This window comes from Sphingorhabdus sp. (assembly GCF_040079335.1).
Lineage (GTDB): Bacteria > Pseudomonadota > Alphaproteobacteria > Sphingomonadales > Sphingomonadaceae > Sphingorhabdus_B.
This window is the reverse complement of sequence record NZ_JBEBKL010000001.1, coordinates 134,630-161,098: the sequence shown is the minus strand read 5'-3', so window position 1 is coordinate 161,098 and position 26,469 is coordinate 134,630. Positions and strand designations below refer to the sequence as shown.

The window sequence follows — 26,469 nt, the reverse complement described above, 5'->3', positions numbered from 1 at the left end:
GCCCAAGGTTGAGAAGATCATCGAGGGGCTCGTCAACCGGCCCGAGCGCAAATGGCTGATCCTCAACAAGGTCGATATCGCGGCAAAGGAAAAGCTGCTGGCTTTGACCGAGAAACTGCTGAATTTATGTGCTTTCGAACAAATCTACTACATCAGTGCAGCGACGGCGGATGGCCTAGCTGAACTGAAGACAGCCATTGGCGAGGCCATGCCCGAAAGCGAATGGCATTTCCCCGAAGACCAGGTTTCCGATGCCTCCGAACGTTTGGCAGCAGCGGAAATCACGCGCGAGCAGCTATACCTGCAGTTGCACGATGAATTGCCTTATGCGAGCACGGTCGAAACCGAGAAATATTCGGAGCGGCCCGACGGCAGCGTCGAGATTTACCAGCAGATCTTCGTCGAACGCGAAAGCCAGCGCGCGATTGTCCTCGGCAAGGGCGGTAGCCGGATCAAGGCCATAGGTGCCGCTGCGCGCAAGGAGATATCCGACCTGATGGGCGTCCCCGTCCACCTCTACCTTCACATCAAGGTGAAGGCCGGGTGGGACGAAGATCGCTCTGTGTACCGCGACATGGGGTTGGATTGGGTCGAGTAGCAGCGCCGCCCGGCGAAGGCCTGGGCTGCATGCGGATTACTTGGCTTTCTTCTTCGGTGCTGCCTTTTTGGCAGGTGCTTTTTTGGCGGGAGCTTTGCTCTTCGCCTTACCCTTTGCCGGCCCCTTGGCTGCGCGCTCGTCGATCAACTGAGCCGCTTCTTCCAGTGTCAGTTCATCAGGCGCTACCGTCTTCGGCAACGTCGCATTGGTTGTGCCGTCGGTGACATAATTGCCGTAGCGGCCTTCCATCAGCTTGATCTCGGCTTCGGTGCGCGGGTGGGCACCCAATATCTTCAAAGGCTCACGCGAACCGCCATTGCGCGATCGGCCAGCACCATTGGCTGCTTCGGCGAGTTTGACGACAGCCGCATTCATGCCAGTTTCAAAGACGTCGGCGGTTGACTGCAGGCGGGCATATTTACCCTGATGCGCGAGATAGGGGCCGTAGCGTCCGATGCTCGCGGTGACTGGTTCGCCGCTTTCGGGATGCGGGCCGATGGTGCGAGGCAGCGACAGCAGTTTGACAGCCCATTCGAGCCCGAAATCTTCGGACGGAATATCTTTGGGAATAGAAGCGCGCGCGGCTTCCTTGCCCTCTCCCATTTCGACATAGGGGCCGAAGCGCCCGGACTTGCGACTGATTTCTTCGTCAGTTTCCGGATGTTTTCCAAGCACTTCAGGTCCATCTGACGTCATGCCGTCAGCGCCGCCGGGCTGCGCGAATTTGCGGGTGAATTTGCATTCCGGATAGTTTGAACAGGCGACAAAGGCCCCGAAACGACCTCCCCGAAGCGCGAGCTTTCCAGTGCCGCATTTGGGGCAAATACGCGGGTCAGTCCCGTCTTCGCGCTCGGGGAACAGATAGGGTGCCAGGAATTTATCGAGTTCAGCGGTGATGTCCGAAGGCTTCTGCTCCATCACTTCGGCTGTTTTCGGTTTGAAATCGCGCCAAAAGGCCTCGAGCACATGCTGCCAATTGGCATCACCTGCACTGATTTCATCGAGCTGATCTTCCAGCCCTGCCGTGAAATCATAGGCCACATATTGTTCGAAAAATCGTTCAAGAAATGCTGTTAGAAGTCGCCCTGATTCTTCTGCAAAGAAACGGTTTTTCTCGACACGAACGTAAAGTCTGTCTTTGAGCACCTGAATGGTAGAGGCGTAGGTCGACGGGCGACCGATCCCCAATTCTTCCAACCGCTTGACGAGGCTTGCCTCTGAATAGCGTGGCGGGGGCTGGGTGAAATGCTGGGTCTTTTCGACTGCCTTTTTCGCGGGCACATCACCCTTGTCCATGGCAGGCAGCAAGGCACCGTTTTCGTCGTCCTTGTCGTCGATTCCTTCTTCATAAAGCGCCAAGAATCCGGGGAACTTCACGACTTGCCCGGTCGCGCGCAGCCCGATCTGGCCGGTGCCGTCAAGCATATCGACGGTCGTCCGCTCCATCCGTGCCGAGGCCATCTGGCTGGCAAGTGCGCGCTTGTAGATCAGATCATAGAGCTTTGCATGGTCCCCAGATCCCACCTTGTCCTTTCCGAAATCGGTGGGGCGGATCGCTTCGTGCGCTTCCTGTGCATTTTTGGCTTTGGTTTGATAGGCGCGAGGTTTGTCAGGCAGATAGCCTCCATCATAGCGATTGGCGATTGCACCGCGCGCTGCAGAAATCGCGCTATGATCCATCTGCACGCCGTCGGTACGCATATAGGTGATCGCGCCATCTTCGTAGAGATTCTGCGCGATCCGCATCGTGTGGCTGGCCGAAAAGCCAAGCTTGCGCGCCGCTTCCTGTTGCAGGGTCGATGTCGTGAAAGGCGGCTGTGGATTGCGCGTAACCGGCTTGGTTTCGACACTGTCGACGCTGAAATGTCCGGCTTCAACTGCGGTGCGGGCTTCCTCGGCACTGCCTTCCTTGCCCAATGCCATCTTGTCGAGCTTTTCGCCCTGAAAGCGAACAAGACGGGCGTCGAAACCTTGCCCCTTATGCTCCATCTTGGCGGTGACCGACCAATATTCTTGGGGCCTGAACGCCTCAATCTCACGGTCGCGCTCAACTATCAGACGTAGCGCCACCGATTGCACACGCCCTGCAGATTTTGCACCGGGAAGCTTGCGCCACAACACCGGCGACAGTGTGAAGCCCACCAGATAGTCAAGCGCACGGCGGGCGCGATAGGCGTCGATCAAGTCATGATCGAGCTCGCGCGGATGCGCCATCGCTTCGGTAACCGCCTGTTTGGTGATCGCGTTGAAAGTGACGCGCGACACATTTTTGGGAAGTGCTTTCTTGTTCGCCAGCACCTCCTGCACATGCCAGCTGATCGCCTCTCCTTCGCGGTCAGGGTCAGTCGCCAGGATCAGGCCATCCGCCTTCTTCGCCTCATCGGCGATGGCTTTCAGCTGCTTGGCCTTGTCGGGATAATTATCCCACAACATGGCGAAGCCATTATCGGGATCGACCGAGCCGTCTTTGGGCGGCAGATCGCGCACATGGCCATAGGATGCCAGAACCTTATATCCGGCCCCCAGATATTTCTCGATGGTCTTGGCTTTGGCGGGTGATTCGACAACGACTAACTTCATGGATTTATGATCTTTTCTCACACTCTCACGTACGCGCATAGATTGGCGGGGTGATTTCAGGGTCGTCAAGCGACAAAAATCAGGCGGTCAGTCGCACCCTTGCCCCCGCCCCACGTTCAAGGCGGCCGGCCAGTTCAAGTTCAAGCAGCACCATCTGCACCTGCGCCGATGGCATGCCTGACAGGCGCACCAGTTCGTCAACTGCCGCAAAATTGGGACTGAGCAATTCGAAAATGGCATTGCGTTCGCCGTCCCCCGCTTCGGCAATGAAATCAAATTTTGGCTGAGCCGACGGCTTCGATCGCACGCGCTGATCGAGCGGCGCGATCAGTTCGGTAATCTCGCTTGCATCCTGCACGAGCGTCGCACCTTCGCGGATGAGCTGGTTGCAGCCCCGCGACCTTGGATCAAGCGGAGAACCGGGAATGGCCATCACTTCCCTGCCCGCCTCACCTGCCAGTCTTGCAGTGATCAACGACCCCGATTTGGGGATCGCTTCAACCACGACGGTTCCCGCCGACAGGCCGGCGATGATGCGATTGCGATAGGGGAAGTGGCGCGCCCTTGGCTCGGTTCCGGGCGGCATTTCGGCAATCAGCAAGCCTTCGAAAGCAATCCGTTCCTGCAATTCGGCATGTTCCGGCGGATAGATGATGTCGATACCGCCCGCGATCACCGCTATCGTGCCGGTCGAGAGCGCTCCTTGATGCGCCGCCGCATCGATCCCGCGAGCTAAGCCAGACGTGACGACAATGCCGCGCTGCCCCAACTCTTGAGAGATATTGCGCGCCATCCGACAACCCGCAGCAGAGGCATTGCGCGCACCGACCATCGCTACGTTGGTCTGGCTGGCAAGTGCGACGTTGCCGCGATATGTCAAAACCGGCGGGGCATTTTCAAGCTCGCCGAGCAGAGCCGGGTAAGCCAAATCGTCTATGAAAAGATACTGCCCTCCAAGTGAAGCGAGTTGTTCAATTTCCCTGTGAATTGTTTCAGACGGCGCTGCTGCAAATTTGCGCCCCCCAACCCGGGCCGCCATATCGGGCAGCGCTTCGAGCGCCTTTCCCGCTGACCCAAACCGCGCCACCAGATGGCGATAGCTGATAGGTCCCACATTGGGCGAACGGATCAGCCGCAGCCGATCAAAGACGTCGCTGTCGCCAATAGTCATTGCGGATTATTTCTGCCCGATGCGCGGTTCCGTTCCCGCCATCAGCCGCTGAACATTCTCGCGATGTTTCCAGAAGATAATCAGGCTGCAGGCGACCAGTGGAATGACAATATCGATGAGCCCCAGAAATGCAGCGGCCAGCGGCGCGACAGCTGCTGCAACAAGTCCGCCAAGCGATGAAATGCGGGAAATCAGCAGCACACCGATCCACGCCACGCCGTAAATCAAGCCTAAAGGCCAGTGCAAGCCGAACAAGATGCCCGCATAGGTCGCGACCCCCTTTCCACCCTTGAAGCCCAGCCACACAGGATAGAGATGCCCAAAAAAGGCGGCTACGGCAGCGATCACTTCACATCCGGGCACCAATTGCCGCGCCAGCAAAACGGCCGCCACACCTTTTAGCAGATCCAGGAGAAGCGTAAGCGCGGCCAGTCCCTTGCGCCCGGTGCGCAACACATTGGTCGCCCCTATATTGCCCGAGCCGATTTCCCTTATGTCGCCTGCACCGCCAAATTTGGCGAGTAGCAAGCCAAAGGGTATCGACCCCAGCAAATAGCCCAGCAAGGCCGCACTACCGATTTCCATCCAGCCTGTTGGCATATCCGACTCCCTCTGTCGCCCGATGGTTATCTCCATCTGGTGATACACTCAAGGCCGGTTGCCTCTGCACGGGTCCGCGTCTATCTCCGCGGCATGATCGCGCCCGATGCCCCGATACTGGTTTTCGATTCCGGCATAGGCGGCTTGTCGGTTCTGGCGAAAATCCGCAGAGCCTTACCACAGGCACCAATCGTCTATTCGGCGGATTATGCCGGGCTCCCTTATGGTGAGAAAAGCGAGATAGAGGTGGCCACCCGCGTTTGCGCTTTCCTTGGCCGCTTATCCGAACGCTACCGCCCCAGACTGGTCGTCATCGCCTGCAACACAGCATCAACCATCGCGTTGACACATGCCAGGGCGGTATTGGGCGTGCCAATTGTCGGCACCGTTCCTGCGATCAAACCAGCAGCCGAACAGACACACAGCGGCGTTATCGGCCTGCTTGGGACCAAGGCCACCATCCGGCAAGCCTATGTCGACAAGCTTGAGACTGAACATGCCGGAGGTAAAACGCTGTTGCGCTACGCGGCTCCAGACCTTGTGGCCGCCGCTGAAGCCAAATTGCGCGGCGAAATGCCGGACCCTGCAATATTTGCCACGGCGATTGCGGGCCTTGCCAACCAGCCAAATGGCAAACGGATCGACCGCATCATCTTAGGCTGCACCCACTTTCCGTTAGTGCGGGATGAACTGTCAAAGGCCGCTGCTGAAGCAGGGCTGGATGCCAGTCTTGGATTTGTTGATGGCTCCGAGGGGATCGCGCGGCGGGTTTCCTATTTGACCGATGATCAGCCATGGCCCGAGCAACCTGTCGACGGAATCTTCATCTCCACCGGGCCCATCGAGCAGATCGAGCCCTATCGCCCCGCGCTTTCGCGCTATAATTTGACCCAGATCATGTCACTCTAATCGGATTTTTGCGAATAGTTCGCGCTGGATTTCCAACTAAACCCACATTATTGGGCGGCAACAAACAGGGCTCGGCTTGCCATGAACTACGATGAAATTTTCAACAAGGCTATCGATCGGCTTCATGAAGAAGGTCGGTATCGCGTGTTTATCGACATTTTGCGCAACAAGGGGAAATTCCCCAATGCGCGCTGCTTTGCGGGTCATAATGGGCCGAAAGACATCACCGTCTGGTGCTCGAACGACTATCTTTGCATGGGGCAGCATCCCAAGGTTATTGGTGCGATGGAAGAGGCCCTGCACGATGTCGGGGCCGGTTCGGGTGGCACGCGCAATATTGGTGGCAACACCCATTATCACGTCGAACTCGAATCAGAACTGGCCGATTTGCATGGCAAGGATGGCGCGCTGGTTTTCACATCAGGCTATGTTTCGAACGATGCGACTCTATCCACGCTCGCCAAAATCCTGCCGGGCTGCATCATCTATTCGGATGAATTGAACCATGCCTCGATGATTGCCGGTATCCGCAATGCAGGGTGCGAAAAGCGCGTGTGGCGGCACAATGATCTGGCGCATCTGGAAGAATTGCTGGCTGCGGATGATCCTGAAGCACCAAAACTGATTGCCTTCGAGAGTGTCTATTCGATGGACGGCGACGTTGCTCCGATTGCAGCCATTTGTGATCTGGCAGACACATATAATGCCCTGACCTATTGCGACGAAGTGCATGCAGTTGGCATGTACGGCCCACGCGGTGGAGGCATCACTGATCGCGAGGCAGTGGCCGACCGGGTAACGATCATCGAAGGCACCCTTGGCAAGGCCTTTGGCGTAATGGGCGGCTATATCGCGGCGGACCAAAAGATCGTCGACGTGATCCGGAGCTATGCGCCGGGCTTCATCTTTACCACCTCCTTGTCACCGGTACTGGTTGCTGGCGTCCTTGCAGCTGTGAAACATTTGAAAGAATCCAGCGAAGAGCGCGAAGCCCAACAGGCTAATGCCGCGATGCTGAAAACCATGTTTGCTGATGCCGGCTTGCCGGTAATGTTGAGCGAAACGCACATCGTACCTCTCATGGTAGGTGATCCGGTCAAGGCCAAGAAGATCGCCGATATCCTGCTCGCCGAATATGGCGCCTATGTGCAGCCGATCAACTATCCTACCGTCCCGCGCGGTACTGAACGGCTGCGCTTCACACCAGGCCCGCAGCACGATGAGAATATGATGCGGACGTTGACTGATGCACTGGTCGAAATCTGGAGCCGGATGGAATTGAAAGTCTCGCAGGCTGCTTGACCACTTCACATATCGCTCCTAGATAAGTTGCATATTGCAACTTGGAGAATGTGTATGAACCTCGCCAACTTTACGCTGACCTCGTTTGAGCAGATGCTCGGCACGTTCGATCATATGCTGGCGAAGGCTGAATCCGATCCGCGCGGCGTAGCGCTGATAAGCGAGAAGCTGTCAGACGACATGTATCCATTGGCGACGCAGGTGCGCTTTACCACACATCAGGTCGTGAACACACTGAACCGCCTGACAGGCTCGACGTTGCCTACTCAGGACAGCGATCATGCGACAATCACAGCAGCGCGCTCGCATATCGCCGAAACGCGCGACTTGATCAAAAACGCCCGACCAGAAGCATTTGTCGCGGACGATACACCGGTATCATTCGATCTGCCCAATGGCATGGCATTTGAGATGACCGCCGCCGAATATGTCCGCGACTGGTCCTTACCCCAATTCTATTTCCATCTGATGGCAGCTTACTCGATCCTGCGCAAAGCAGGCATTCCGCTCGGCAAGGCTGACTATGTCGGCTATATGGCACGGCACGCGAAGCGCCCTGCCTGAAAATCAACCTGGCGCCCGCATCATTCCCCAGAAATGCGGGCCTCCCTTGGGGATGTCCCATTCGACCTGCGTGACGAAGCCCAATCGCTGGTAGAGCGGGACATTTTCGGGCGTCGCGGTTTCAAGCCATGTTGGCAAGTTATCGGCATCAGCTCGCGCAAGACCTTCGCGGATAATCGCGCCGCCCCAGCCCTTCCCTTGATGCGTGCGTTTCACGCCCACAAAGTGCAGATAGTGATATCGACCGTCGGGTAGATGCGCTGCAAGGGCATCGGCCACTGTGCTGGCTCTGGCGATGGAGAAACCGAATATCCGGAGCATGTTCCACATCAGGGCGAAGCTGGTTCCGCCCGCGTCCTTGGCCATTCCGGGATAACGCCACAGTGCTGCCGCCTCATCATTGCCTGACCGCATGACTGTACCCGCATTCGCATCATCGGGAACCAGAAGCGCAAAAAGCTTAGGCAGCATTTTGGCGCGCGCTGCCTCATCAGGAACGATAAAGCTTAGCGCCGGATCAGTCATAAAAGCGTCCGATAGCGTATCGATCACCGCCTGATGTTGTGCAGACGATGCTGGCAAGATTGTCCTGTCGATCATGCTGCGGCTCCGATCATGCGAACAAATGTTTCCCTGTCGACATTGCCGCCTGATAGCGTGATCACTGGCGTCGCGACGGGAACAACCTTACCCGCAAGCACCGCCGCCAAAGCTGCTGCGCCCCCCGGTTCGACCACGAGGTGCAGTCGTTCAAACACAACCCGCATCGCTGCCGCAATCTCCGCCGGGGTAACGACCGCGCTGCTTGCAACCCGATTCTTTAGAATGTCAAAGTTGATCGGATAGGTGCGGGGTGTCTGCAGCGCGTCACATGGCGTTGGATGATGCTGGTCTATTACAGGAACAATCTCTCCTGTCGCCAGCGAGCGAATGACATCATCCCAACCTTCGGGTTCGGCGATCGACAACGTCGCTTCAGGGCAAGCCAGCGCCAGCCCGCCCGATAGCCCGCCACCGCCGCAACAGGCGATGATATGTATCGGGCCACCAATGCCGCGTTCCGTCAATTGCGCCTCGGCCTCCAGCCCCAGTGTCCCCTGCCCCTCGATCACCCAGGGATCGCCGAAGGCATGAACCAAGGTTCCGCCGGTCTGCGCAATCAATTCTGCGGCAATCGCATCGCGATCTTCACCCGGTCGTTTATAAAGAACGACCTTAGCCCCCAATGCACGTGTGGCTTCAATTTTGGCCTTAGGCGCGTTTTCAGGCATGACGATAGTTGCCGAGATTCCAAGCCGCTTCGCCGCCCAAGCGACGCCTTGCGCATGGTTGCCGCTGGAAACACCGACCACGCCACGTTTACGCTCCTCCTCTGTCAGGTCCGAAATCCGGTGCCATGCGCCGCGAATCTTGAAGGCACCGATGGGCTGCAGCATCTCTGCCTTGCACCACACAGTCTGTCCATCAACCTCAAGTGGCAACAATGGCGTTGGTGGCAATATCTCCGCAACTTTAGCCATCGCGCGGAGCACACCTTCCCGGCTTGGCTTACGATTGGGGTCGCGCAATTCTTGTTCTGTCATCAAAGCCCTCTATATGCCTTCGCCATAACGAATCTTTGTCGAAGGACGTAACAGATGAGCAGGGTTTTGGTAATCGGCGCTGGCGGTGTTGGCTCGGTCGCGGTGCACAAGATGGCGATGAACGCCGATATATTCACACATATCAGCCTTGCGAGCCGCACCAAAAGTAAGTGCGATGCGATCGCCGCATCGGTGAAGGAACGCACCGGCGTCGCCATAGACACCTACGAAATTGATGCCGAAGAGGTACCCGCGCTCACCCGGCTGATTGAAGCGATTAAGCCCGCACTCGTCGTCAATCTTGCCCTGCCCTATCAGGATCTGGCGATCATGGACGCCTGCCTCGCCGCCGGCGTCCACTATATGGACACCGCGAATTATGAGCCCAAGGAAGAGGCCAAGTTCGAATATCACTGGCAATGGGCTTATCAGGATCGTTTCAAAGATGCCGGGCTGATGGCGCTGCTCGGATCGGGCTTTGACCCCGGCGTGACCAGCGTGTTCACCACTTGGCTGAAGAAACATCATTTCGAACGCATCGACACTCTCGATATCCTCGACTGCAATGGCGGCGACCATGGCCAGGCATTCGCCACCAACTTCAACCCCGAAATCAACATCCGCGAAGTGACTGCGGTCGCGCGCCACTGGGAAAATGGCGACTGGGTCGAAACCCCGCCCATGTCAGTGAAGCAACAGTTCGATTTTGAGGCCGTCGGGCCCAAAAATATGTACCTCATGTACCATGAGGAAATCGAAAGCCTGAAAACGCACCTGCCCGAAATCAAGCGCATTCGTTTCTGGATGACCTTTGGCGATGAATATATCAAGCACCTGACCGTGCTGCAGAATGTCGGCATGACGCGGATCGATCCGGTCAAATATCAGGGCGTGGAAATCATCCCGTTGCAGTTCTTGAAGGCCGTATTGCCAGAACCCGCCAGCCTTGGCCCGACGACCAAGGGCAAGACCAATATCGGCTGCATTGCCACCGGCGTTGGCAAGGATGGCAAGGAAAAGACGCTCTACATCTACAACATCTGCGACCATGAAGATGCCTATGAAGAGACTGGCAATCAGGCGGTCAGCTACACAACCGGTGTTCCAGCCATGATTGGCGCTGCGTTGATCGTGAAAGGCCTGTGGCGCGGACATGGCGTGTTCAACATGGAACAGTTCAACCCCGATCCCTTCATGGACATGCTCAACCAGCATGGCCTGCCATGGCGGGTGAAGGAACTGGATGGGCCTTTGTCGTTCTGACAAATTCGATCCTCCGCATTTTCGCAGCAGGCGCAAATGGGGAGGTGGCAGTCGCAACGCGGCTGACGGAGGGGCCACTTGCCGCGTACAAAACTATCCCGAAACATTTCAAGAGCAAGGTTGCTGCGTCAGCAGATGTCCTTGCCAGAAGTTCTACTTTGGAATCTGTTGCGCAAGTCACCTGACGGCGTGAGCTTCCGCCGGCAACATTCGTTCGACGAAAAGATTATCGTCGATTTTTATTGTGCGAAGGCAAAGGTTTGCATTGAGATTGACGGTATATCCCACGATATGGGCAATCAGCCACAACGAGACCAAGATCGCGATGCCTTTCTTGCCGGATTGGGTTTTGAAGTCTTACGCATCGCTGCATCCGACGTTCTCAAATCACCAACCGACGTAGCTGACGGTTTGGTTCGCTATTGTAAACGTTAGAAACCCCTCCGTCAGCGCGACGCGCTGCCACCTCCCCATTTGTGCTTCGCAAAAATGGGGAGGATCGTTAGAAAGCAATCATGGAAACCAGAGCCGGCGATCCCGGGGCTTTTGCCCGATTTGACCTGAACCGCGTGCCGACCCCCGCCTTTGTCGTGGATGAGGTTGCGGTGCGGCGGAACCTTGCTGTCCTCGCCGACGTCAAGGCGCGGTCTGGGGCGAAGGTGCTGTCGGCGCTGAAAGCCTTTTCGATGTGGTCGCTCGCCGATGTGGTGGGCGAATATCTTGATGGCGTGTGCACCAGCGGGCTTTGGGAGGCGCGGCTGGCGCGGGACCATTATAAGGGTGAGATTGCGACCTATTGCGCTGGCTATAAGGCGGCAGACATGGCGGAGATCGTTGCCATTTCCGACCATGTCATTTTCAACTCACCGATGCAGCATGCCCGCTTTGCAAGCTATCTGGACGCCAGCACCGATGTCGGCCTGCGTATCAATCCTGAGCATGCCGAGGGTGAGGTCGCGAAATATGATCCCTGTTCGCCGCATTCACGGTTGGGCTTTCCGGTCAGCCAGTTGAAGGCTGAGCATCTTCAGGGCGTGTCGGGCCTCCATTTCCATACGCTGTGCGAGCAGGATTTCGAACCGCTCAAGCGCACTTGGGATGCCCTCAAGCCGAATATCGCGTCTTATTTTGGTCAACTCAAATGGCTGAATTTCGGCGGCGGCCATCATATCACCCGTGCCGATTATCAACGCGACGATCTGGTCGAGTTCATCAAAGCCGTTCGCGCAGAAACCGGGTGTGAGGTCTATCTGGAGCCCGGCGAGGCCATCGCGCTCGATGCAGGAATCCTTGTCGGCGAAATCCTTGATGTCTTTGACAACGGCATGTCTATCGGCATCACTGACATCAGCGCCACCTGCCACATGCCTGACGTGATCGAAGCCCCCTATCGCCCCGCAATGCTCGGCGAGCGGTCAGATGGCCCGGCGATACGTCTCGGCGGCCCCAGCTGCCTCGCTGGAGACATTATCGGCGATTACCGCCTGCCTGTTCCCGCGGTGGTAGGCCAGCGCTTCGCCTTTCTTGATCAGGCACATTATTCGATGGTGAAGACCACAACCTTCAACGGCGTGCCCTTGCCGTCGATCTGGCTGTGGAATGGCGACACCGATGATCTGCGCTGTGTGCGGGAATTTGGCTGGGAAGAGTTTCGGGATCGCCTCTCTTGACACCTCTCCCAAAGGGAGAGGATACGAAGCCTTGCCGCTTTAGCGGCTAGGCGCAGTTGGTGAGGGGATGTGAATTTCGGTAGTTCACATCCCCTCACCAAGTCCTGCTAGGCAACAGGTTGCCAAGCCTACCTATTCTCTCCCTTTGGGAGAGGTGTTTGAATCCATTTCCCCTTTACAAATCCCCCCCCGAATCATATAGGCACCCTCCGCTGCCCCAGGGGGACTTCCAATAACCGCAAGGCAGCCTTGTTGTTTACCGTTTATTTTTTGGGGGTCCCTTGAGTTGTACAGCTATCCTGACGCATCGTCCCTAGTCCGCGCGCTCCGCCCGGACGAACCGATCACGCTCCTCCGCCCGCATGCCGCGACGCGTGCTGCCCGCTTCTTTGTCGAAAAGTTTCCGGGCAAGCCGCTCTATGCGGTAAAGGCCAATCCGTCGCCCACGTTGCTTGAAACGCTGTGGGCTGCAGGGATCACGCATTATGATGTCGCGTCGCTCGGCGAAGTGCGCCTCGTGCACAAATTTCTTCCTGAAGCTAAACTGTGCTTCATGCATCCGGTCAAATCGGAACGCGCGATTGCGCAGGCCTATCACAATCACGGTGTGCGCACCTTCAGCCTCGACAGCCAAGAAGAGTTGGAAAAGATTGTACGGGCAACCACAACTGATGGCGTGGTGGCAACCGACCTTGAACTCTGCGTGCGCATCCGCGTGTCTTCGGACCATGCCAAGCTGAGCCTTGCCGCCAAATTTGGTGCAGAACCTTTAGAAGTGGCCGACCTGCTGGTCGCAACCCGTCAGGTAGCCGACAGCCTCGGCATTGCCTTCCACGTCGGCAGCCAGGCGATGACGCCCTTGGCCTATGCCGAGGCGATGGAGAAGGTGCGCGCGGCGATTGTCGAGGCGTCGGTCACAGTTGATATCGTCGATGTCGGCGGCGGCTTTCCCTCGGTCTATCCCGGCATGGAGCCCCCTCCGCTGGAGGCCTATTTCGAAACGATCCACCGCACCTTTGAAGACCTGCCGATCAGTTACTCGGCCGAGCTTTGGTGCGAGCCGGGTCGTGCGCTGTGCGCTGAATATGCTTCGCTGCTGGTCAAGGTTGAAAAGCGCCGCGACAATGAGCTTTATATCAACGACGGTGCCTATGGCGCGCTGTTCGATGCGGCGCATGTCAGCTGGCGTTTTCCGGTCGAGTTGATGCGCGACAGCGGCAGCGACGAGATAAGCGAGTTCGCTTTCTACGGCCCGACCTGCGACGATATGGATTATATGGCCGGCCCCTTCCTGTTGCCCGCAGACGTGAAGGCCGGTGACTTTATCGAGATCGGTATGCTCGGCGCCTATGGCTGTGCGATGCGTACCGAGTTCAACGGCTTTGGCGAGACCGAAGATTTTGTGGTCGAAGATGAGCCGATGGCGAGCCTCTACACGCGTATCGCCGCCAATGATTTCGGCAATGTCCACCATATCGGCAAACGCTCCGCCCAATAAGTTGCATTTGACAATTTACACCGACTAAAGCACCCTCCCTGTCATCGAAAACAGGGAGGGTTTTCCTTATGGATACGACGATACTTGCGCCTGCGGCTGTATTGGTGGCGTGGTCGCTTTTCATGCTTGCGTGGCTCGCATTTGCCCGCTTCGGTGCCGCTGCAAAACTCGGCAGTAAAGATCCGCCAGCGCCCGGGCTTCGCGGGCAGGATATCGATCCAATGCTGGGTGAAGCTGCGTGGAAGTCGCACAATTACACCCATTTGATGGAACAGCCGACGATCTTTTACGCTACCGTGTTCATCCTGCACATTGCCGGGGCCGCCTCACCGTTGATGGTTAAGTTCGCCTGGGCTTATGTAGCGCTGCGCATTATCCACTCGGTCTATCAGGCACTGGTCAACAAGGTGATGGTGCGTTTTTCGATCTTCGCTTTGTCCACTGTCTGTCTGCTTGTGTTGGCAGTAAATGCGGTGATGGCGACGCTGTAAGAATAATAAGGGAGGAGATTTTATGGAACATGCTGAAATCCTGAAGCCAGTCGCACTACTTGCAGGCTGGACAATGCTGATGTGGATATGGATGTACGCGACACGCATCCCTGCCATCAACAAACTGCCTAAAGATGCCGCGCCCGGCGCGGATGTGGGTTGGACGGGCTCGAAACTCGAGGGTCTGCTACCTGGCAGCATCCAGTGGAAAGCGCACAACTACAATCACCTGCACGAAGCGCCGACCGTGTTCTACGCAGTGGCATTGCTTCTCGCGATGATCGGACAAGGTGATGGTATCAACGCGACCATAGCATGGGTCTATGTAGGCCTGCGCATCGCGCACAGCCTTTGGCAGTCGCTGGTGAACAAGGTTGCGGTCCGCTTCCTGTTGTTCGCTTTGTCGTCGCTCGCGCTGATGGCGCTAGTGCTGCACGCCATCTTGGCCGTGTTTCACTGATTTGAGTGCTACTGGCGGGTGAATTCGCCCGCCAGTTCGACATGGGTTGACCAACGGAACTGCCCCACCGGCCAGATTCGCTGCAACCTGTAGCCACCCGCAATCAGCGTTTTTGCATCGCGCGCAAAGCTGGATGGGTTGCAACTGACATAAGCGATAGTCGGCACGTCTGATTTGGCCAATTCAGCTACCTGCTCACGCGCCCCTGCCCTTGGTGGATCGAGGATGACCGCGGCAAATCGGTTGAGTTCCGGCGGCGTCAATGGTCGCCGGAAGAGATCACGATGCTCGGCAAAGAGCGAAAGCCCTGCTTTGCTGGCCGCAGCTTTCATAGATAGTAGTGCGGCCCGCTCCGCTTCCGCCGCAAATATCTTGCGGCCTTGCACGACCGCGAACGCAAAAGTGCCCAGCCCGGAAAACAAGTCCGCCGCCAGCTTGGCCTCACCGACGATTTCCTGCACTGCCAAAGTCAATGCCTGCTCCCCATCGCGAGTAGCCTGTAGAAAGCCGTAAGGCGGATAGGCCACAGCAATGCCGCCCAATGTGGCTGTGGCTGGCTCTGGTTCCCAATAGGTCGTCGGACCATAGCCGTCGTCGGTCGAAAGTCGGGCAAGATTATTTGCAGTCGCAAAGTCCGTCAGCGCTTCATGCGTTTCTAAACCGTCTGGCGCCCATTGTTCAATCAGGACGTCCACCCCCTGATCGACCAGCGCCAGCTTGATTTCGACATTGCGCTTGGGCCCAATGCGCGGTGCAAGAAACACTCTCAGCGGTTCGAGTACAGCGAACAGTTCCGGTGCCATGATGTCGCATTGTGTCAGGTCCACGATGCGGTGGCTTTTTTCCGAACTGAAACCCAGTTGGAATTGCTTGCCCGCCCATGCAGACCGCACCGCAACACGGCGCCGGCTATGCGGTGGAGAGATATGCACCGGCATGAATGCGGGAAGCGCCAGATCCTGCGCCGATAGCGCATGAATGATGCGATCCTGAGCAAAAGTCTTGAGCACCTCTTCGTCAAGATGCTGCAACTGGCAGCCACCGCAAAGCTGGAAATGCGGGCATGGCGGATCGACATGGTGCGGGCCGTGGACAAGCCCGCCTCCCGGATTTAAGCTATCGCCCGGCGCTGCAAAAGGCACATGCCGACCGTCGGCGGTCACGCCATCGCCGCGCGAGGCTATGCGGATGATTTCATCAATATTGCTCACAACAGTGCCTTGCCCGTGCGGGCCAAGCTAAGCAAGCCCGCTGGGCTATTTCTGGGCCGAAGCCTTGATGTCCGCTGGCAGACGATATTTGTCATCGCCCGAACTGACCTCGATCATCCCGCCCCCGATCAGGTTTATGGCCGTGTCGTCAAAACCGTCGGCCGGAGCCAGCCCGCGGCCATCAGTCAGGATGTTGAAGCGACGAAATCCGCCATCCGGATGGCGCACGACGAGCATCTTGCCCTTTTCGCCGGGCATGGTTTCGGTCGAACATGCACGTTCGAAACTGTTCGACCCTGCCAGCGCACATTCGATCCTGTTCGCAGATGAGGCACGATCGCCCGCCTGACTGGCTGATTCCTCGCCGCAGCCTGCAAGCATGATGCTGGCTGTAAGGATGACCAAATGCAGATGGAATGCGGACTTCATGCGGCTGCTATAACCGCTTCAAAACAGCAGCTCTAGCGTATTAACCCTGCTTTTTGATCGGCCTATCCGCGCGGTTTACTGACAAGCTGCGTGACGTCGCGGATCGCACCTCGGGCTGCGCTGGTCGTCATCGCGGCATAGGCCTGCAACGCGACGGACACCTTGCGCGGCCGTTCCTTGGCAGGATACCAGCCTTTAGCATCCTGTGCCGCGCGGCGACGAGTCAGTTCGTCTTCGCTGACTGCCAGATGGATTGAGCGGCTCGGGATGTCGATTTCGATAATGTCGCCATTTTCAACCAGACCGATCAGTCCACCTTCTGCGGCTTCTGGCGAGACATGGCCGATAGACAGCCCTGATGTGCCACCTGAAAAGCGGCCATCGGTGAGGAGAGCACAAGCCGCACCTAGTCCCTTGGATTTCAGGTAGCTGGTTGGGTAAAGCATTTCCTGCATCCCCGGGCCGCCTTTGGGGCCTTCATAGCGGATGACCACAACGTCACCCGCCTCGACCTGACCGGTCAGAATGGCCGTCACCGAGGCGTCTTGGCTTTCATATACCTTGGCAGGCCCCGAAAATTTCAAAATGCTTTCATCCACGCCTGCCGTCTTCACGATGCAGCCATCGAGCGCGATATTGCCGTTCAACACAGCCAAGCCACCATCTTTCGAAAAGGCATGTTCGGCCGAGCGGATCACGCCATTTTCGCGGTCGAGATCAAGGTCGTCCCAGCGGCGCGACTGGCTGAATGCGGTTTGCGTCGGAACGCCGCCGGGTGCGGCCTTGAAGAAGGTCTGCACATCGGGATCGTTGGTGCGCGAGATATCCCATTGGTTGAGCGCATCACCCAAAGTCTTGCTGTGCACGGTCGGCAGGTGCGTGTGCAACAGCCCTGCCCTGTCCAACTGGCCCAATATCGCCATGATGCCGCCTGCCCGATGGACATCCTCCATATGCACGTCACTCTTTGCAGGGGCCACTTTCGAGAGACACGGAACCTTACGCGACAGCCGGTCAATGTCAGCCATAGTGAAATCCACACCGCCTTCATAGGCCGCCGCAAGCAGGTGCAGCACGGTGTTGGTCGATCCACCCATCGCGATATCGAGGCTCATTGCATTTTCGAAGGCTTCGAAGCTGGCAATATTGCGCGGCAGGACGCTTTCGTCCTCTTGCTCATAATAACGGCGGCACAGTTCGACCGCGAGTTCGCCTGCACGCAGGAACAGCGCCTTGCGATCCGAGTGCGTCGCCAACGTCGAGCCGTTGCCCGGCAGCGAAAGCCCCAAAGCTTCGGTAAGGCAGTTCATCGAATTGGCGGTAAACATCCCCGAGCACGAACCACAGGTCGGGCAAGCCGAGCGTTCAATCGTCGCGACCTCTTCATCGCTATATTTCTCGTCAGCAGCGGCTACCATTGCATCGACCAGATCGAGGGCGACTTCCTTGCCCTTCAAAATGACCTTGCCGGCCTCCATCGGTCCGCCAGAAACAAAAACCACGGGGATGTTGATCCGCAGAGCGGCCATTAGCATGCCGGGCGTAATCTTGTCGCAGTTCGAAATGCACACCATCGCGTCGGCGCAATGCGCGTTGACCATATATTCGACGCTGTCGGCGATCAGATCACGGCTTGGCAGTGAATAGAGCATGCCGTCATGCCCCATTGCAATGCCATCATCGACTGCGATGGTGTTGAATTCCTTGGCAACTCCGCCTGCCGCCTCGATCTCGCGCGCGACCATCTGGCCGAGATCCTTCAGATGGACATGTCCCGGCACGAACTGGGTAAAGCTGTTGACGACGGCGACGATAGGCTTGCCAAAATCGCTGTCTTTCATACCTGTAGCGCGCCAAAGGCCACGTGCGCCTGCCATGTTGCGACCGTGGGTTGATGTGCGCGAGCGATAGGCTGGCATTTGGGAGACTCCTGAAATATTATTTCGCCGATACGGCGATTGCAGGCGCCTTACAGTGCTAGGCGCGCAGTTTCAACGCCACTTCGTTGCATATCCGTATCAGCCGTTCAGCCCATACCGCCTGCCCCGCTACATCGCCAATCTGGTCCTGCCGAATTTCGATGCCCAGATAAGGCCTTGCATACGCCTCTGCATGGCGGTTCATCGTCGCATTGAGCAGCTTTCCCGAATAGGGTTGCTGGTCGCCGACAACCAAACCCTCGGCCTCCAGCAGCGGGATGGCGACACGCGCGGCGCGATCGTCTTCATTATACAACACGCCGACATGCCACGGCCTTTGCTGATCCGGATGGCTCTCCAATTGCGGCGTGAAACTGTGCAGCGAAAGGATCAGCGCGGGTGGATGTAGTTCGAGCAATTCCGTCAAAGCACTGTGATAGGGCCGGAAAAAGCGGTTCAGACGGGTTTCATGCCCTTCATGGTCGAGCGCATTGCCGGGGATCGCATGGCCGTCGCTGGCAATGGGTATCGCCGCGGGCTGGTGCTCCTCGCGATTGAAATCGCAGACCAATCGGCTGACATTACCAAGGAAAGCGGCATAGCCCTCCTCGTCCGCCATAAGGTGCGCCACGCCGGATACGCCGATGTCGATGGCGATATGTTGCTTCAGAAGAACCGGATCGATTCCGAGATTTATGTCGGCGGGAACGCGGTTCGACGCGTGATCACTGACGATCAGGACGCCACCCTTCTTGGGCGTGCCGACAATTTTGAAGGCTTCACTCAACGCAACACCGTCGGCAACTGCCACCATCCCGGTTGCTGCCGCATTATCGTATTAGCAGCCGCATCGCGCGCCGTTTCCGTCTCGAAAAGGCCAAAACAGGTTGCGCCAGATCCTGACATGCGGACAAGATTCGCACCTGCTTGTGCCTTCAGCATGGCTTGCACCTCGGAAATCTCCGGAACCAAAGCAATGGCAGGCGGCTCAAGATCATTGCGCGCGTCGCGCCAATTCTGCTTGTCCAGGGCGCCGCGGTCGATGCCATCCCATGACTTGAAAACCGGACCCGTCGGGCAGGGTTTGAGCGGATTGACGAGCAATATCGGCACTCCGGAAATGCTATCAGTTTCAAAAGGTGTCAGCTGTTCACCGACACCGCTTCCAAAAACGGTTTCGGAACGGAGGCAGGCTGGAACGTCGGCCCCTAATCCACTGGCAATCGTCAGCAATTGCTCGTCGGGAAGGTCTATATTCCAGAGTTTTGACAACAGGCGCAGCGCAGCAGCAGCATCGGCAGAACCACCACCGATACCCGACGCAATTGGCAGGCGCTTATCGAGGCTTATGGAGGCACCCTGCCTCGTTCCGCTTGCTGCTTTCAACGCTTTCGCCGCCTGCAACACCAGGTTGCCTTCATCAGCCTCCAGACCATCTGCAAACGGGCCCGTGATCGAAAGTGTAAGGTCGCCATTTGGTTTGGCAGTCAGCACATCGCCATCCGCCGCAAAGGCAAACAGCGTTTCGAGTTCGTGATAACCATCTTCGCGCCGCCCGCGCACATGCAGCGCAAGGTTGATCTTGGCATAGGCTGTTTCGGTCAAATGCATCGGATCAGGGTGCGGCGGTCTCTTTGGTCCAGCCAAAGTCTATCTTTTGCGCCAGACGTCCCACCGCTTCGCCTTCAGCTGCCAGTGCGGCGGCCTTCCACAAAAAGCGCGCTTCACTGCGTCGACCTGCGGACCAATAGGCATCGCCCAGATGCTCGTTGATAGCCGCATCGGCAATCGCGCCTTTCACCGCGCTCTCGAGCAGCGGGATGGCCTTATCGACCTCTCCACGCAGAAAATGTGCCCACCCAAGCGAGTCGGTGATCGCAGCAGACTGTGGTGCCAATTGGTGGGCCTGTGAAACCAGATCAAATCCGCGCGCGACATCAATCCGCCGTTCGAGCAGGGAATAGCCAAGATAGTTCAATATTTGCGGGTTTTTGGGGTCGAGGACAGCCGCATCCTCCAATGCATTGCGGGCGCTATCCCAATCTCCATTCGCATCAAGTGCGGAGGCCAGCAGAAGCAGATACACCGCCCGCCTCGCACCATTGGTTCCGCCTGCATCCTGATCGAGCAAACTGCGATAGACGGTGACTGCAAGATCGCGCCGGTCTGCAAGTTCGAGCGTTTGTGCGTAGAGCAGTTTGAGCTGTGACGAAGCGGGCTGCGCCTCCGACGAGGCGCGGGCGATGGCAACAGCTTCGTCCGATGACGTTGCCAGCTGCGTCTGATTGACCACTGCTTGAACCCAGAAGGGCGAGTTAGGGGCAATTCCTTTCAACAAGGCCGAAGCCTTTACATCAAGATCTTGCCGATCCATCAATTCGGCCAATCCCAGCTTTGCGGCGTCGCTCGACGGCGCGAGCCATGTTGCGATGCGGGCGAAAAGGAGCCCTTTTTGCGGCTGTCGCTGCTCGTCCAGGGCCAACCCCAATCGAGTAAACAGCATCGCCAGCCCAAGCTCGGCGGTTACACGGGATGTTGCATAATTACCGACATCCAAACCAATCTGGCGGCCGAGGGCAGACGCAAATTCGGCATCGGCGCTACGGGAAAACTCTCCCATCGCATGACCGGCCAGGAACCGCCCGTGCGGCTCGTCATAACCGCGAAAATTGCGGAGCCGCAATTTGGCCTGCGCGATATTTCCGTCGGCCAGATCAAAATAGATAATCTGATCATCGCTATAATAGGCTGTCAGCCCTGAAGTGAGCAAAGCCTGCCCCGAGACGTTGGAATCACGCCCTTGCGCAACATTCAGCCAGCCTTTGAGCATGGGCATCATGAAGGCGAAGTCGTCTGCAGCCTCAAGCACGGCCAGTGCACGCTCTGCTTCGGCCCATTTTTTGCGCCGGAACGCATCGGTGAAGATCAACAGCGGGGCATCGCTATCGGCCAGTCCAGCCTTTTGCGCGGCTTTTACTGCTGCGAGCGCATCCACAAAGCTGCCTTCGCGCACCGCTGCATTCAACAGATTGTTGGCGGCAGCTTCGCTTTCGGGGCTGCGCGCAAGTAATTTGGCATAGCTTTTCAACGCCTCATCGCTGCGGCCGGAAATTTCCTGCCGCTGCGCCGCCCAATAGATATCGCTCGCGTCCTGCGCAGCATGGGCTGGCGCGGCCAACGCCAGCAATGCGGTAACAGAAAAGGTCTTACATATTCGGATAATTGGGGCCACCTCCGCCCTCGGGCGTCACCCAGTTGATGTTCTGCGTCGGATCCTTGATGTCGCAAGTCTTGCAGTGGACGCAGTTTTGCGCGTTTATCTGAAGACGCGGTTGCCCTTCATCCTTACCGACGATTTCATAAACACCCGCCGGGCAGTATCGCGTTTCCGGCGCGTCATAGAGCGCAAGATTGACCGTGATCGGCACCTCGGGGTCTTTGAGTTGCAAGTGACAGGGCTGGTCTTCCTCATGATTGGTGTTCGACAGGAACACCGAAGACAGCCGGTCAAAGCTGATCACGCCATCAGGTTTGGGATAATTGATCGGCTGATACAGATCCTTACGAACCAGCGATTCATTGTCGGCGTGATGCTTCATCTCAATCGGAAGTCCGATCTTCAACGTGCGCATCCACATATCGATGCCGGCGAACACTGTGCCATAGGTTTCGCCATATTTGGCGACTGCAGGCTGGGCGTTCTTGACCAGTTTGAGTTCGGTTGCGATCCAGCTTTCGTTGAGATTGGCTTGATAATCGGCCAGTTCGTCAAGCTCACGGCCCGAAGCTAACGCGGCCGAAATGCTCTCGGCGGCCAACATGCCCGATTTCATCGCGGTATGGCTGCCCTTGATGCGCGGGACGTTGACGAAACCAGCAGAGCAACCGATCAGCGCACCGCCCGGAAAGGCGAGCTTCGGCACCGATTGCCATCCGCCTTCGTTGATCGCGCGCGCGCCATAGGAAACGCGCTTGCCGCCTTCCAATATCTTGCGGATTTCCGGGTGCTGCTTCCAGCGCTGGAACTCCTCAAACGGAAAAACGTGCGGGTTGGTGTAATCGAGCGCAACCACGAAGCCCAAGGCTACTTGACCATTGGCCTGATGATAAAGAAAGCCGCCACCCCAGCTTTCACTTTCCGAAAGCGGCCAGCCCTGTGTGTGGATCACCCTGCCCGGCTCGTGCTTTTCGGGCTCGATATCCCACAATTCTTTCATGCCGATGCCATATACCTGCGGCTGGCAATCGCGCTCCAGATCATATTTGGACTTGAGTTGCTTTGTAAGATGTCCGCGTGCACCCTCTGCAAACAGGGTATATTTGGCGTGCAATTCCATTCCCGGCATATAGTCAGGCTTGTGGCTGCCATCGCGCGCCACACCCATATCACCGGTGGCAACGCCCTTTACCGAGCCATCGTCATTGTAGAGGATTTCAGCAGCGGGGAAACCGGGGAAGATTTCGACACCCAGATTTTCGGCCTGCGTGCCGAGCCAGCGGCACAGATTGCCGAGCGAGCCGGTGTAAGTGCCCTTGTTGTGCATCCAGCCGGGGGTGAACAGATGCGGGATCGCCATATGGCCGCCGCGCGACAATACCCAGTGGTGGTTCTCGGTGACTGGCACTTCTGCCATCGGGCAGCCCTGCTCTTTCCACTCCGGCAAAAGCTCGTCAATTGCCTTGGGATCGAACACTGCGCCAGACAGGATATGCGCGCCGATTTCCGAGCCTTTTTCAAGGATGCAGACCGTGGTTTCGGGGTTGATCTGTTTAAGGCGGATCGCAGCCGAAAGGCCTGCAGGTCCGCCACCGACGATCACCACGTCATAGGGCATCGACTCCCGTTCACTCATCTCCGCTCGTCCTTCCCCGGCCCGGTTTATCGGACCGTCTTGATTATCGCTCAACTGACAGGATTCGCCATGCCAAGCAATTGACCTGCGCGTCAACCGGTGACTGTTGCGAAACATGCAGGTCGCACCGCAGGACAGGGGAAAAACCCTAGCAGATTCGATCCACAGATGGTGGCGCGATGCCGGCGTCGATTATCTGTGCGAAGAAACGACGACCAATTGGCTGGATGAACCTGCACCCCCGCCGTCAAAGGCAGAGCAACCCGTCCGGCAAGCTGCCCCCGCGCCGTCCCCGAAAGCGGCACAACCAGTTCGCACCGACTGGCCTGCGGATTTCGAAGCGCTGCAGAGCGCAATCGCCAGCGATGCCCGGCTTCCGGGCAACGGCTTCGGTCCGGCTCGTGCAGCACCGCATGCGGTCCACGCGCCCGAACTGATGGTGTTGATCGATTTTCCCGAAGAAGAGGATCTGCGCCTTGGAAACTTGGGCAACGGCCCGGTCGGCGCATTGCTCCGGGCGATGCTCAAAGCCTGCGGATATGCTCCAGAAAAAATCTATCTGGGTGCGCTCGCCCATAGCCGTCCTGCTAGCGGCGCGCTTTCACCAGCAGACTTGCCCTTGCTGGCTGATTTCGCCCGTCACCAGATCAAGATTGCCCAGCCCGAGAAGCTGCTATTTTTGGGATCGGCCGTTTCGGAGACTTTGCTAGGTCAGGAATTGATGCAGGCGCGCACAAATTTACCTGATTTTAACCAAGATGGCGGCATTTTGACCGCTGTAGCAACTTTTCATCCGCGAACCCTTCTCGCGCGTCCAGTCTTAAAGGCGCAGGCTTGGAAGGATCTCCAGCGGATCGTGCGGAAAGATCAGGCGTGATCAAGTCGATATATCTCGGAAAAACCGCTTTGTTGGCGATGGCAGCCTTGGGTGCTTCGGCATCCGCTTGGGCAGGAACCTCCGACAGCGTTCGTCAAGCTGTGTCACCTGATGCGCTTGATGCGCTTGGGGCTGTGCCGAGCAGTAAGGATAAGCAGGCATTTGCAGCGGTTTTTGCGGCGATTGACGGCAAGAATTGGTCCGAGGCTGCAAAGCTGATCGACACCGCACCCAAGGGACCTATGGCCTCTATGGTACGCGCCGAATTGTATCTCGCCGCTGGCAGCCCCAAGGTGGAGGCGTCGCAGCTGCAAGCCTTGCTCGAAGAGGCTCCCTGGCTTCCGCAGGCTGAACAGCTTGAGAAAATGGCGATCAAGCGCGGCGTCGCCGACCTTCCTGTTCGTCCCGGCACTCGTCGTTTTTCCTTCCTTGGGAGCGCGCCCAAGCGCGATCTGCCCGACAGCAATCAAAGCGCATCGGCGCTGCGTTCCAAATTGCAGGAACTGATCAAGGCGGACAATCCGGCTGGTGCAGAAGCCCTGTTGAACGAACAAGGGCTTTCGCTCGACAGCGATGCGCTCACCGAGCTGCGCTATCGCGTCGCTTGGTCTTACTATATCGAAAATGACGACGCCAACGCCCGCCGACTGGCCGCAACCGCTAGGGTCGCAGGCGGCGCATGGGCTGCGCAGTCCGAATGGGTGCATGGTCTTGCCAGCTGGCGCCTTGGTGATCAGCGCGAGGCGTTCGCCAGCTTCGACAAGGTTTCGCGCAGCGCCGATAATGACGAATTGCGCAGCGCAGCCCTATTCTGGAGCAGCCGCGCGGCAATGGCTGCGCGTCAACCGCAGCAAGTGCAGCCTCGCCTACAAGCAGCTGCTCGCTTGCAGGAAACTTTCTACGGCCTTCTCGCCAGCGAAGCGCTGGGCATGGAACCCGTTGCCAGCAAGACGATGCGTTACCATTCGACCAACTGGAAGCAGCTGGGCCAGCAGGAAAATGTCCGCACCGCCGTCGCGCTCGCCGCAATCGGCAAGGATAGCCTGGCTGACGAGGCGCTGCGCCATCAGGCAAAGATCGGCAACCCCGAACAGCATTCGGCGCTGGCGCAGGTCGCGGGCGCGCTCAACCTGCCTGCAACGCAACTCTGGATGGGGCATTATGGACCGTCGGGCGAAAAGCTCGATCCGATGATGCGCTATCCCTATCCGAATTGGACACCGATTGGCGGTTGGCGCATAGATCCGTCGCTGGTCTATGCTCATTCGCTGCAGGAATCGGCGTTCCGCACCTCGGTTATCAGCGGCGCAGGTGCGCGCGGTCTTATGCAGGTCAAGCCGACGACAGCACAAGAGATGGCGCGCGCGCGTGGTGCATTTCTTTCGGCCAACGATCTGGATCGGCCTTCGGTCAACTTGGAATATGGCCAGAGCTATATCGAAAAATTACGCGATATGAACGCCACCGGCGGACTGCTGCCCAAGGTGATCGCGGCCTATAATGCCGGGCCTGCCCCAGTCACTAGGTGGAACAGCGAAATCCGCGATAATGGTGATCCGCTGTTGTTCATCGAATCGATCCCCTATTGGGAAACCCGCGGCTATGTGTCGATCATTCTGCGCAATTACTGGATGTACGAAATCCAGCGCGGGAAAAATGGCGGCAGCATGAAGGGCCTCGCCCAATATCTCTGGCCCACGGTGCCCAAGGAAGGCCGCGTCGCGACCGTCCGCATGAGCAAAGCACCCAGAAATGGAGGCTCCATTGCCGCTCGATGACAGCAAGACTTTCAAGCCAGTCAACATTGCGTTGATCACGGTTTCGGATACCCGAACTTATGAAAATGACACCAGCGGTGATCTTCTCGCTGAGTATATCGTGGAGGCCGGCCACCAGCTTGTGGATCGGGTTATCGAGCGCGACGATGTATCGAAACTGGTTGCGCGTTTGCACGGTTTTATCGACACCGAATATGTCGATTGCGTAATCCTAACAGGTGGAACCGGCCTGACGGGTCGCGATATCACGCCTGAGGCGCTCGACCGCGTAAAGAGCAAGGATATACCTGGATTTGGCGAGCTGTTCCGTATGCTCAGCTATGAAACCATCGGCACCTCGACCATCCAGAGCCGCGCCTGTGCGGTTCTGGCACGCGGCACGTATATTTTCGCCCTGCCCGGTTCAAACGGCGCCGTACGCGACGGATGGGAGAAGATATTGATCCACCAGCTCGACAGTCGACACAAACCGTGCAACTTTGTCGAGCTTATGCCGCGGTTGCGCGAAGTCTGAACGCTTGGCTTACCTCGCTCCAGGCACAAAAGTCCGTCTTAATAACTATGATGACGCCGCCGAATATGGAGTAGTCATTCACTGCTGGCATAACCCAGAGATCGACCAACACGACTGCTTAATTGCATTTTTCGGCGAATCCTTTCCCAAAGGGGAGCCCGCTAAACGGCCATATGTGTTGCGATATGCCTCTTCATCG

25 protein-coding genes are annotated in these 26,469 nt (G+C 57.5%); 13 read left to right on the top strand and 12 right to left on the bottom strand.

Annotation, left to right across the window (positions count from 1 at the left end; genetic code table 11):
• Positions 1 to 598, top strand: a 598-nt coding sequence (gene era / locus ABL922_RS00740) for a GTPase Era (protein ID WP_349022286.1), incomplete at its 5' end; no start/stop codon positions are given.
• Positions 599 to 634: 36 nt separating this feature from the next.
• Here the strand turns inward: era and topA are convergent.
• The 3 genes from topA to plsY all read right to left on the bottom strand — a co-directional run bounded on the left by topA (position 635) and on the right by plsY (position 4,949).
• Positions 635 to 3,178, bottom strand: a complete 2,544-nt coding sequence (topA, locus tag ABL922_RS00735) for a type I DNA topoisomerase (RefSeq protein ID WP_349022285.1) — start codon at positions 3,176 to 3,178, stop codon at positions 635 to 637.
• 79 nt (positions 3,179 to 3,257) lie between these two features.
• Positions 3,258 to 4,343: a DNA-processing protein DprA gene (dprA, locus tag ABL922_RS00730; protein WP_349022293.1), complete on the bottom strand. Its 1,086-nt coding sequence runs from the start codon at positions 4,341 to 4,343 to the stop codon at positions 3,258 to 3,260.
• A 12-nt stretch (positions 4,344 to 4,355) separates the two neighbouring features.
• Entirely contained in the window at positions 4,356 to 4,949 is a 594-nt protein-coding gene (plsY, locus tag ABL922_RS00725) for a glycerol-3-phosphate 1-O-acyltransferase PlsY (RefSeq protein WP_349022284.1), read from the bottom strand.
• A gap of 93 nt (positions 4,950 to 5,042) precedes the next feature.
• On the opposite strand from plsY, the gene murI reads away from it, so the two are divergent.
• The 3 genes from murI (at position 5,043) to ABL922_RS00710 (ending at position 7,724) form a co-directional block, all read left to right on the top strand.
• Entirely contained in the window at positions 5,043 to 5,858 is an 816-nt protein-coding gene (gene murI, locus ABL922_RS00720) for a glutamate racemase (protein WP_349022283.1), read from the top strand.
• 81 nt (positions 5,859 to 5,939) lie between these two features.
• On the top strand, positions 5,940 to 7,160 hold the full coding sequence (gene hemA / locus ABL922_RS00715) for a 5-aminolevulinate synthase (protein ID WP_349022282.1): 1,221 nt from the start codon (positions 5,940 to 5,942) through the stop codon (positions 7,158 to 7,160).
• Between the two features lie 54 nt (positions 7,161 to 7,214).
• Positions 7,215 to 7,724 (top strand): DUF1993 domain-containing protein, encoded by a 510-nt coding sequence (locus ABL922_RS00710; protein ID WP_349022281.1) that lies wholly within the window; start codon positions 7,215 to 7,217, stop codon positions 7,722 to 7,724.
• 3 nt (positions 7,725 to 7,727) lie between these two features.
• On the opposite strand, the gene ABL922_RS00705 is transcribed toward ABL922_RS00710, so the two are convergent.
• Complete coding sequence (locus tag ABL922_RS00705; RefSeq protein ID WP_349022280.1) at positions 7,728 to 8,324, bottom strand: GNAT family N-acetyltransferase; 597 nt, start codon at positions 8,322 to 8,324, stop codon at positions 7,728 to 7,730.
• Positions 8,321 to 9,307 carry a pyridoxal-phosphate dependent enzyme gene (locus ABL922_RS00700; RefSeq protein ID WP_349022279.1) on the bottom strand — a complete coding sequence of 329 codons (987 nt, stop codon included), beginning with the start codon at positions 9,305 to 9,307 and terminating at the stop codon, positions 8,321 to 8,323. Before ABL922_RS00700 ends, ABL922_RS00705 begins: the two co-directional genes overlap by 4 nt.
• 54 nt (positions 9,308 to 9,361) lie before the next feature.
• Between ABL922_RS00700 and ABL922_RS00695 the strand changes: the two genes are divergently transcribed.
• From ABL922_RS00695 to ABL922_RS00670, 6 genes are all read left to right on the top strand, one after another.
• Positions 9,362 to 10,570 carry a saccharopine dehydrogenase family protein gene (locus ABL922_RS00695; protein WP_349022278.1) on the top strand — a complete coding sequence of 403 codons (1,209 nt, stop codon included), beginning with the start codon at positions 9,362 to 9,364 and terminating at the stop codon, positions 10,568 to 10,570.
• Positions 10,571 to 10,648: 78 nt separating this feature from the next.
• A complete protein-coding gene (locus ABL922_RS00690; RefSeq protein WP_349022277.1) occupies positions 10,649 to 11,005 on the top strand; it encodes a DUF559 domain-containing protein in 357 nt (118 codons plus the stop codon).
• Between the two features lie 80 nt (positions 11,006 to 11,085).
• Positions 11,086 to 12,240: a carboxynorspermidine decarboxylase gene (locus tag ABL922_RS00685; RefSeq protein ID WP_349022276.1), complete on the top strand. Its 1,155-nt coding sequence runs from the start codon at positions 11,086 to 11,088 to the stop codon at positions 12,238 to 12,240.
• Positions 12,241 to 12,526: 286 nt separating this feature from the next.
• Positions 12,527 to 13,738 (top strand): type III PLP-dependent enzyme, encoded by a 1,212-nt coding sequence (locus ABL922_RS00680; protein ID WP_349022275.1) that lies wholly within the window; start codon positions 12,527 to 12,529, stop codon positions 13,736 to 13,738.
• A gap of 68 nt (positions 13,739 to 13,806) precedes the next feature.
• Entirely contained in the window at positions 13,807 to 14,229 is a 423-nt protein-coding gene (locus ABL922_RS00675; protein ID WP_349022274.1) for an MAPEG family protein, read from the top strand.
• A 22-nt stretch (positions 14,230 to 14,251) separates the two neighbouring features.
• Positions 14,252 to 14,689 carry an MAPEG family protein gene (locus tag ABL922_RS00670; protein ID WP_349022273.1) on the top strand — a complete coding sequence of 146 codons (438 nt, stop codon included), beginning with the start codon at positions 14,252 to 14,254 and terminating at the stop codon, positions 14,687 to 14,689.
• 8 nt (positions 14,690 to 14,697) lie between these two features.
• Here ABL922_RS00670 and ABL922_RS00665 read toward each other — a convergent pair whose 3' ends face one another.
• From ABL922_RS00665 to ABL922_RS00635, 7 genes are all read right to left on the bottom strand, one after another.
• Positions 14,698 to 15,900: a class I SAM-dependent RNA methyltransferase gene (locus tag ABL922_RS00665; protein WP_349022272.1), complete on the bottom strand. Its 1,203-nt coding sequence runs from the start codon at positions 15,898 to 15,900 to the stop codon at positions 14,698 to 14,700.
• Between the two features lie 45 nt (positions 15,901 to 15,945).
• The gene (locus ABL922_RS00660; protein ID WP_349022271.1) at positions 15,946 to 16,329 is read right to left on the bottom strand and encodes a hypothetical protein; all 384 of its coding nucleotides are present in this window, start codon (positions 16,327 to 16,329) and stop codon (positions 15,946 to 15,948) included.
• A 62-nt stretch (positions 16,330 to 16,391) separates the two neighbouring features.
• Positions 16,392 to 18,248, bottom strand: a complete 1,857-nt coding sequence (gene ilvD, locus ABL922_RS00655; protein ID WP_349022270.1) for a dihydroxy-acid dehydratase — start codon at positions 18,246 to 18,248, stop codon at positions 16,392 to 16,394.
• 58 nt (positions 18,249 to 18,306) lie between these two features.
• On the bottom strand, positions 18,307 to 19,062 hold the full coding sequence (locus ABL922_RS00650) for an N-formylglutamate amidohydrolase (RefSeq protein WP_349022269.1): 756 nt from the start codon (positions 19,060 to 19,062) through the stop codon (positions 18,307 to 18,309).
• On the bottom strand, positions 19,032 to 19,859 hold the full coding sequence (locus ABL922_RS00645) for a 4-(cytidine 5'-diphospho)-2-C-methyl-D-erythritol kinase (protein WP_349022268.1): 828 nt from the start codon (positions 19,857 to 19,859) through the stop codon (positions 19,032 to 19,034). The genes ABL922_RS00650 and ABL922_RS00645 overlap by 31 nt, the downstream gene beginning before the upstream one ends.
• 4 nt (positions 19,860 to 19,863) lie before the next feature.
• Positions 19,864 to 21,426, bottom strand: a complete 1,563-nt coding sequence (locus tag ABL922_RS00640) for a tetratricopeptide repeat protein (RefSeq protein ID WP_349022267.1) — start codon at positions 21,424 to 21,426, stop codon at positions 19,864 to 19,866.
• A gap of 28 nt (positions 21,427 to 21,454) precedes the next feature.
• Positions 21,455 to 23,101, bottom strand: a complete 1,647-nt coding sequence (locus ABL922_RS00635; RefSeq protein WP_349022266.1) for an electron transfer flavoprotein-ubiquinone oxidoreductase — start codon at positions 23,099 to 23,101, stop codon at positions 21,455 to 21,457.
• 115 nt (positions 23,102 to 23,216) lie between these two features.
• On the opposite strand from ABL922_RS00635, the gene ABL922_RS00630 reads away from it, so the two are divergent.
• The 3 genes from ABL922_RS00630 to moaB are packed head-to-tail and all read left to right on the top strand — an operon-like array spanning position 23,217 to position 26,270.
• Entirely contained in the window at positions 23,217 to 23,978 is a 762-nt protein-coding gene (locus tag ABL922_RS00630) for a uracil-DNA glycosylase family protein (RefSeq protein ID WP_349022265.1), read from the top strand.
• A complete protein-coding gene (locus ABL922_RS00625; RefSeq protein ID WP_349022264.1) occupies positions 23,975 to 25,756 on the top strand; it encodes a lytic transglycosylase domain-containing protein in 1,782 nt (593 codons plus the stop codon). Before ABL922_RS00630 ends, ABL922_RS00625 begins: the two co-directional genes overlap by 4 nt.
• Positions 25,743 to 26,270: a molybdenum cofactor biosynthesis protein B gene (moaB, locus tag ABL922_RS00620; RefSeq protein WP_349022263.1), complete on the top strand. Its 528-nt coding sequence runs from the start codon at positions 25,743 to 25,745 to the stop codon at positions 26,268 to 26,270. The genes ABL922_RS00625 and moaB overlap by 14 nt, the downstream gene beginning before the upstream one ends.
• The last annotated feature ends 199 nt before the right edge of the window (positions 26,271 to 26,469 follow it).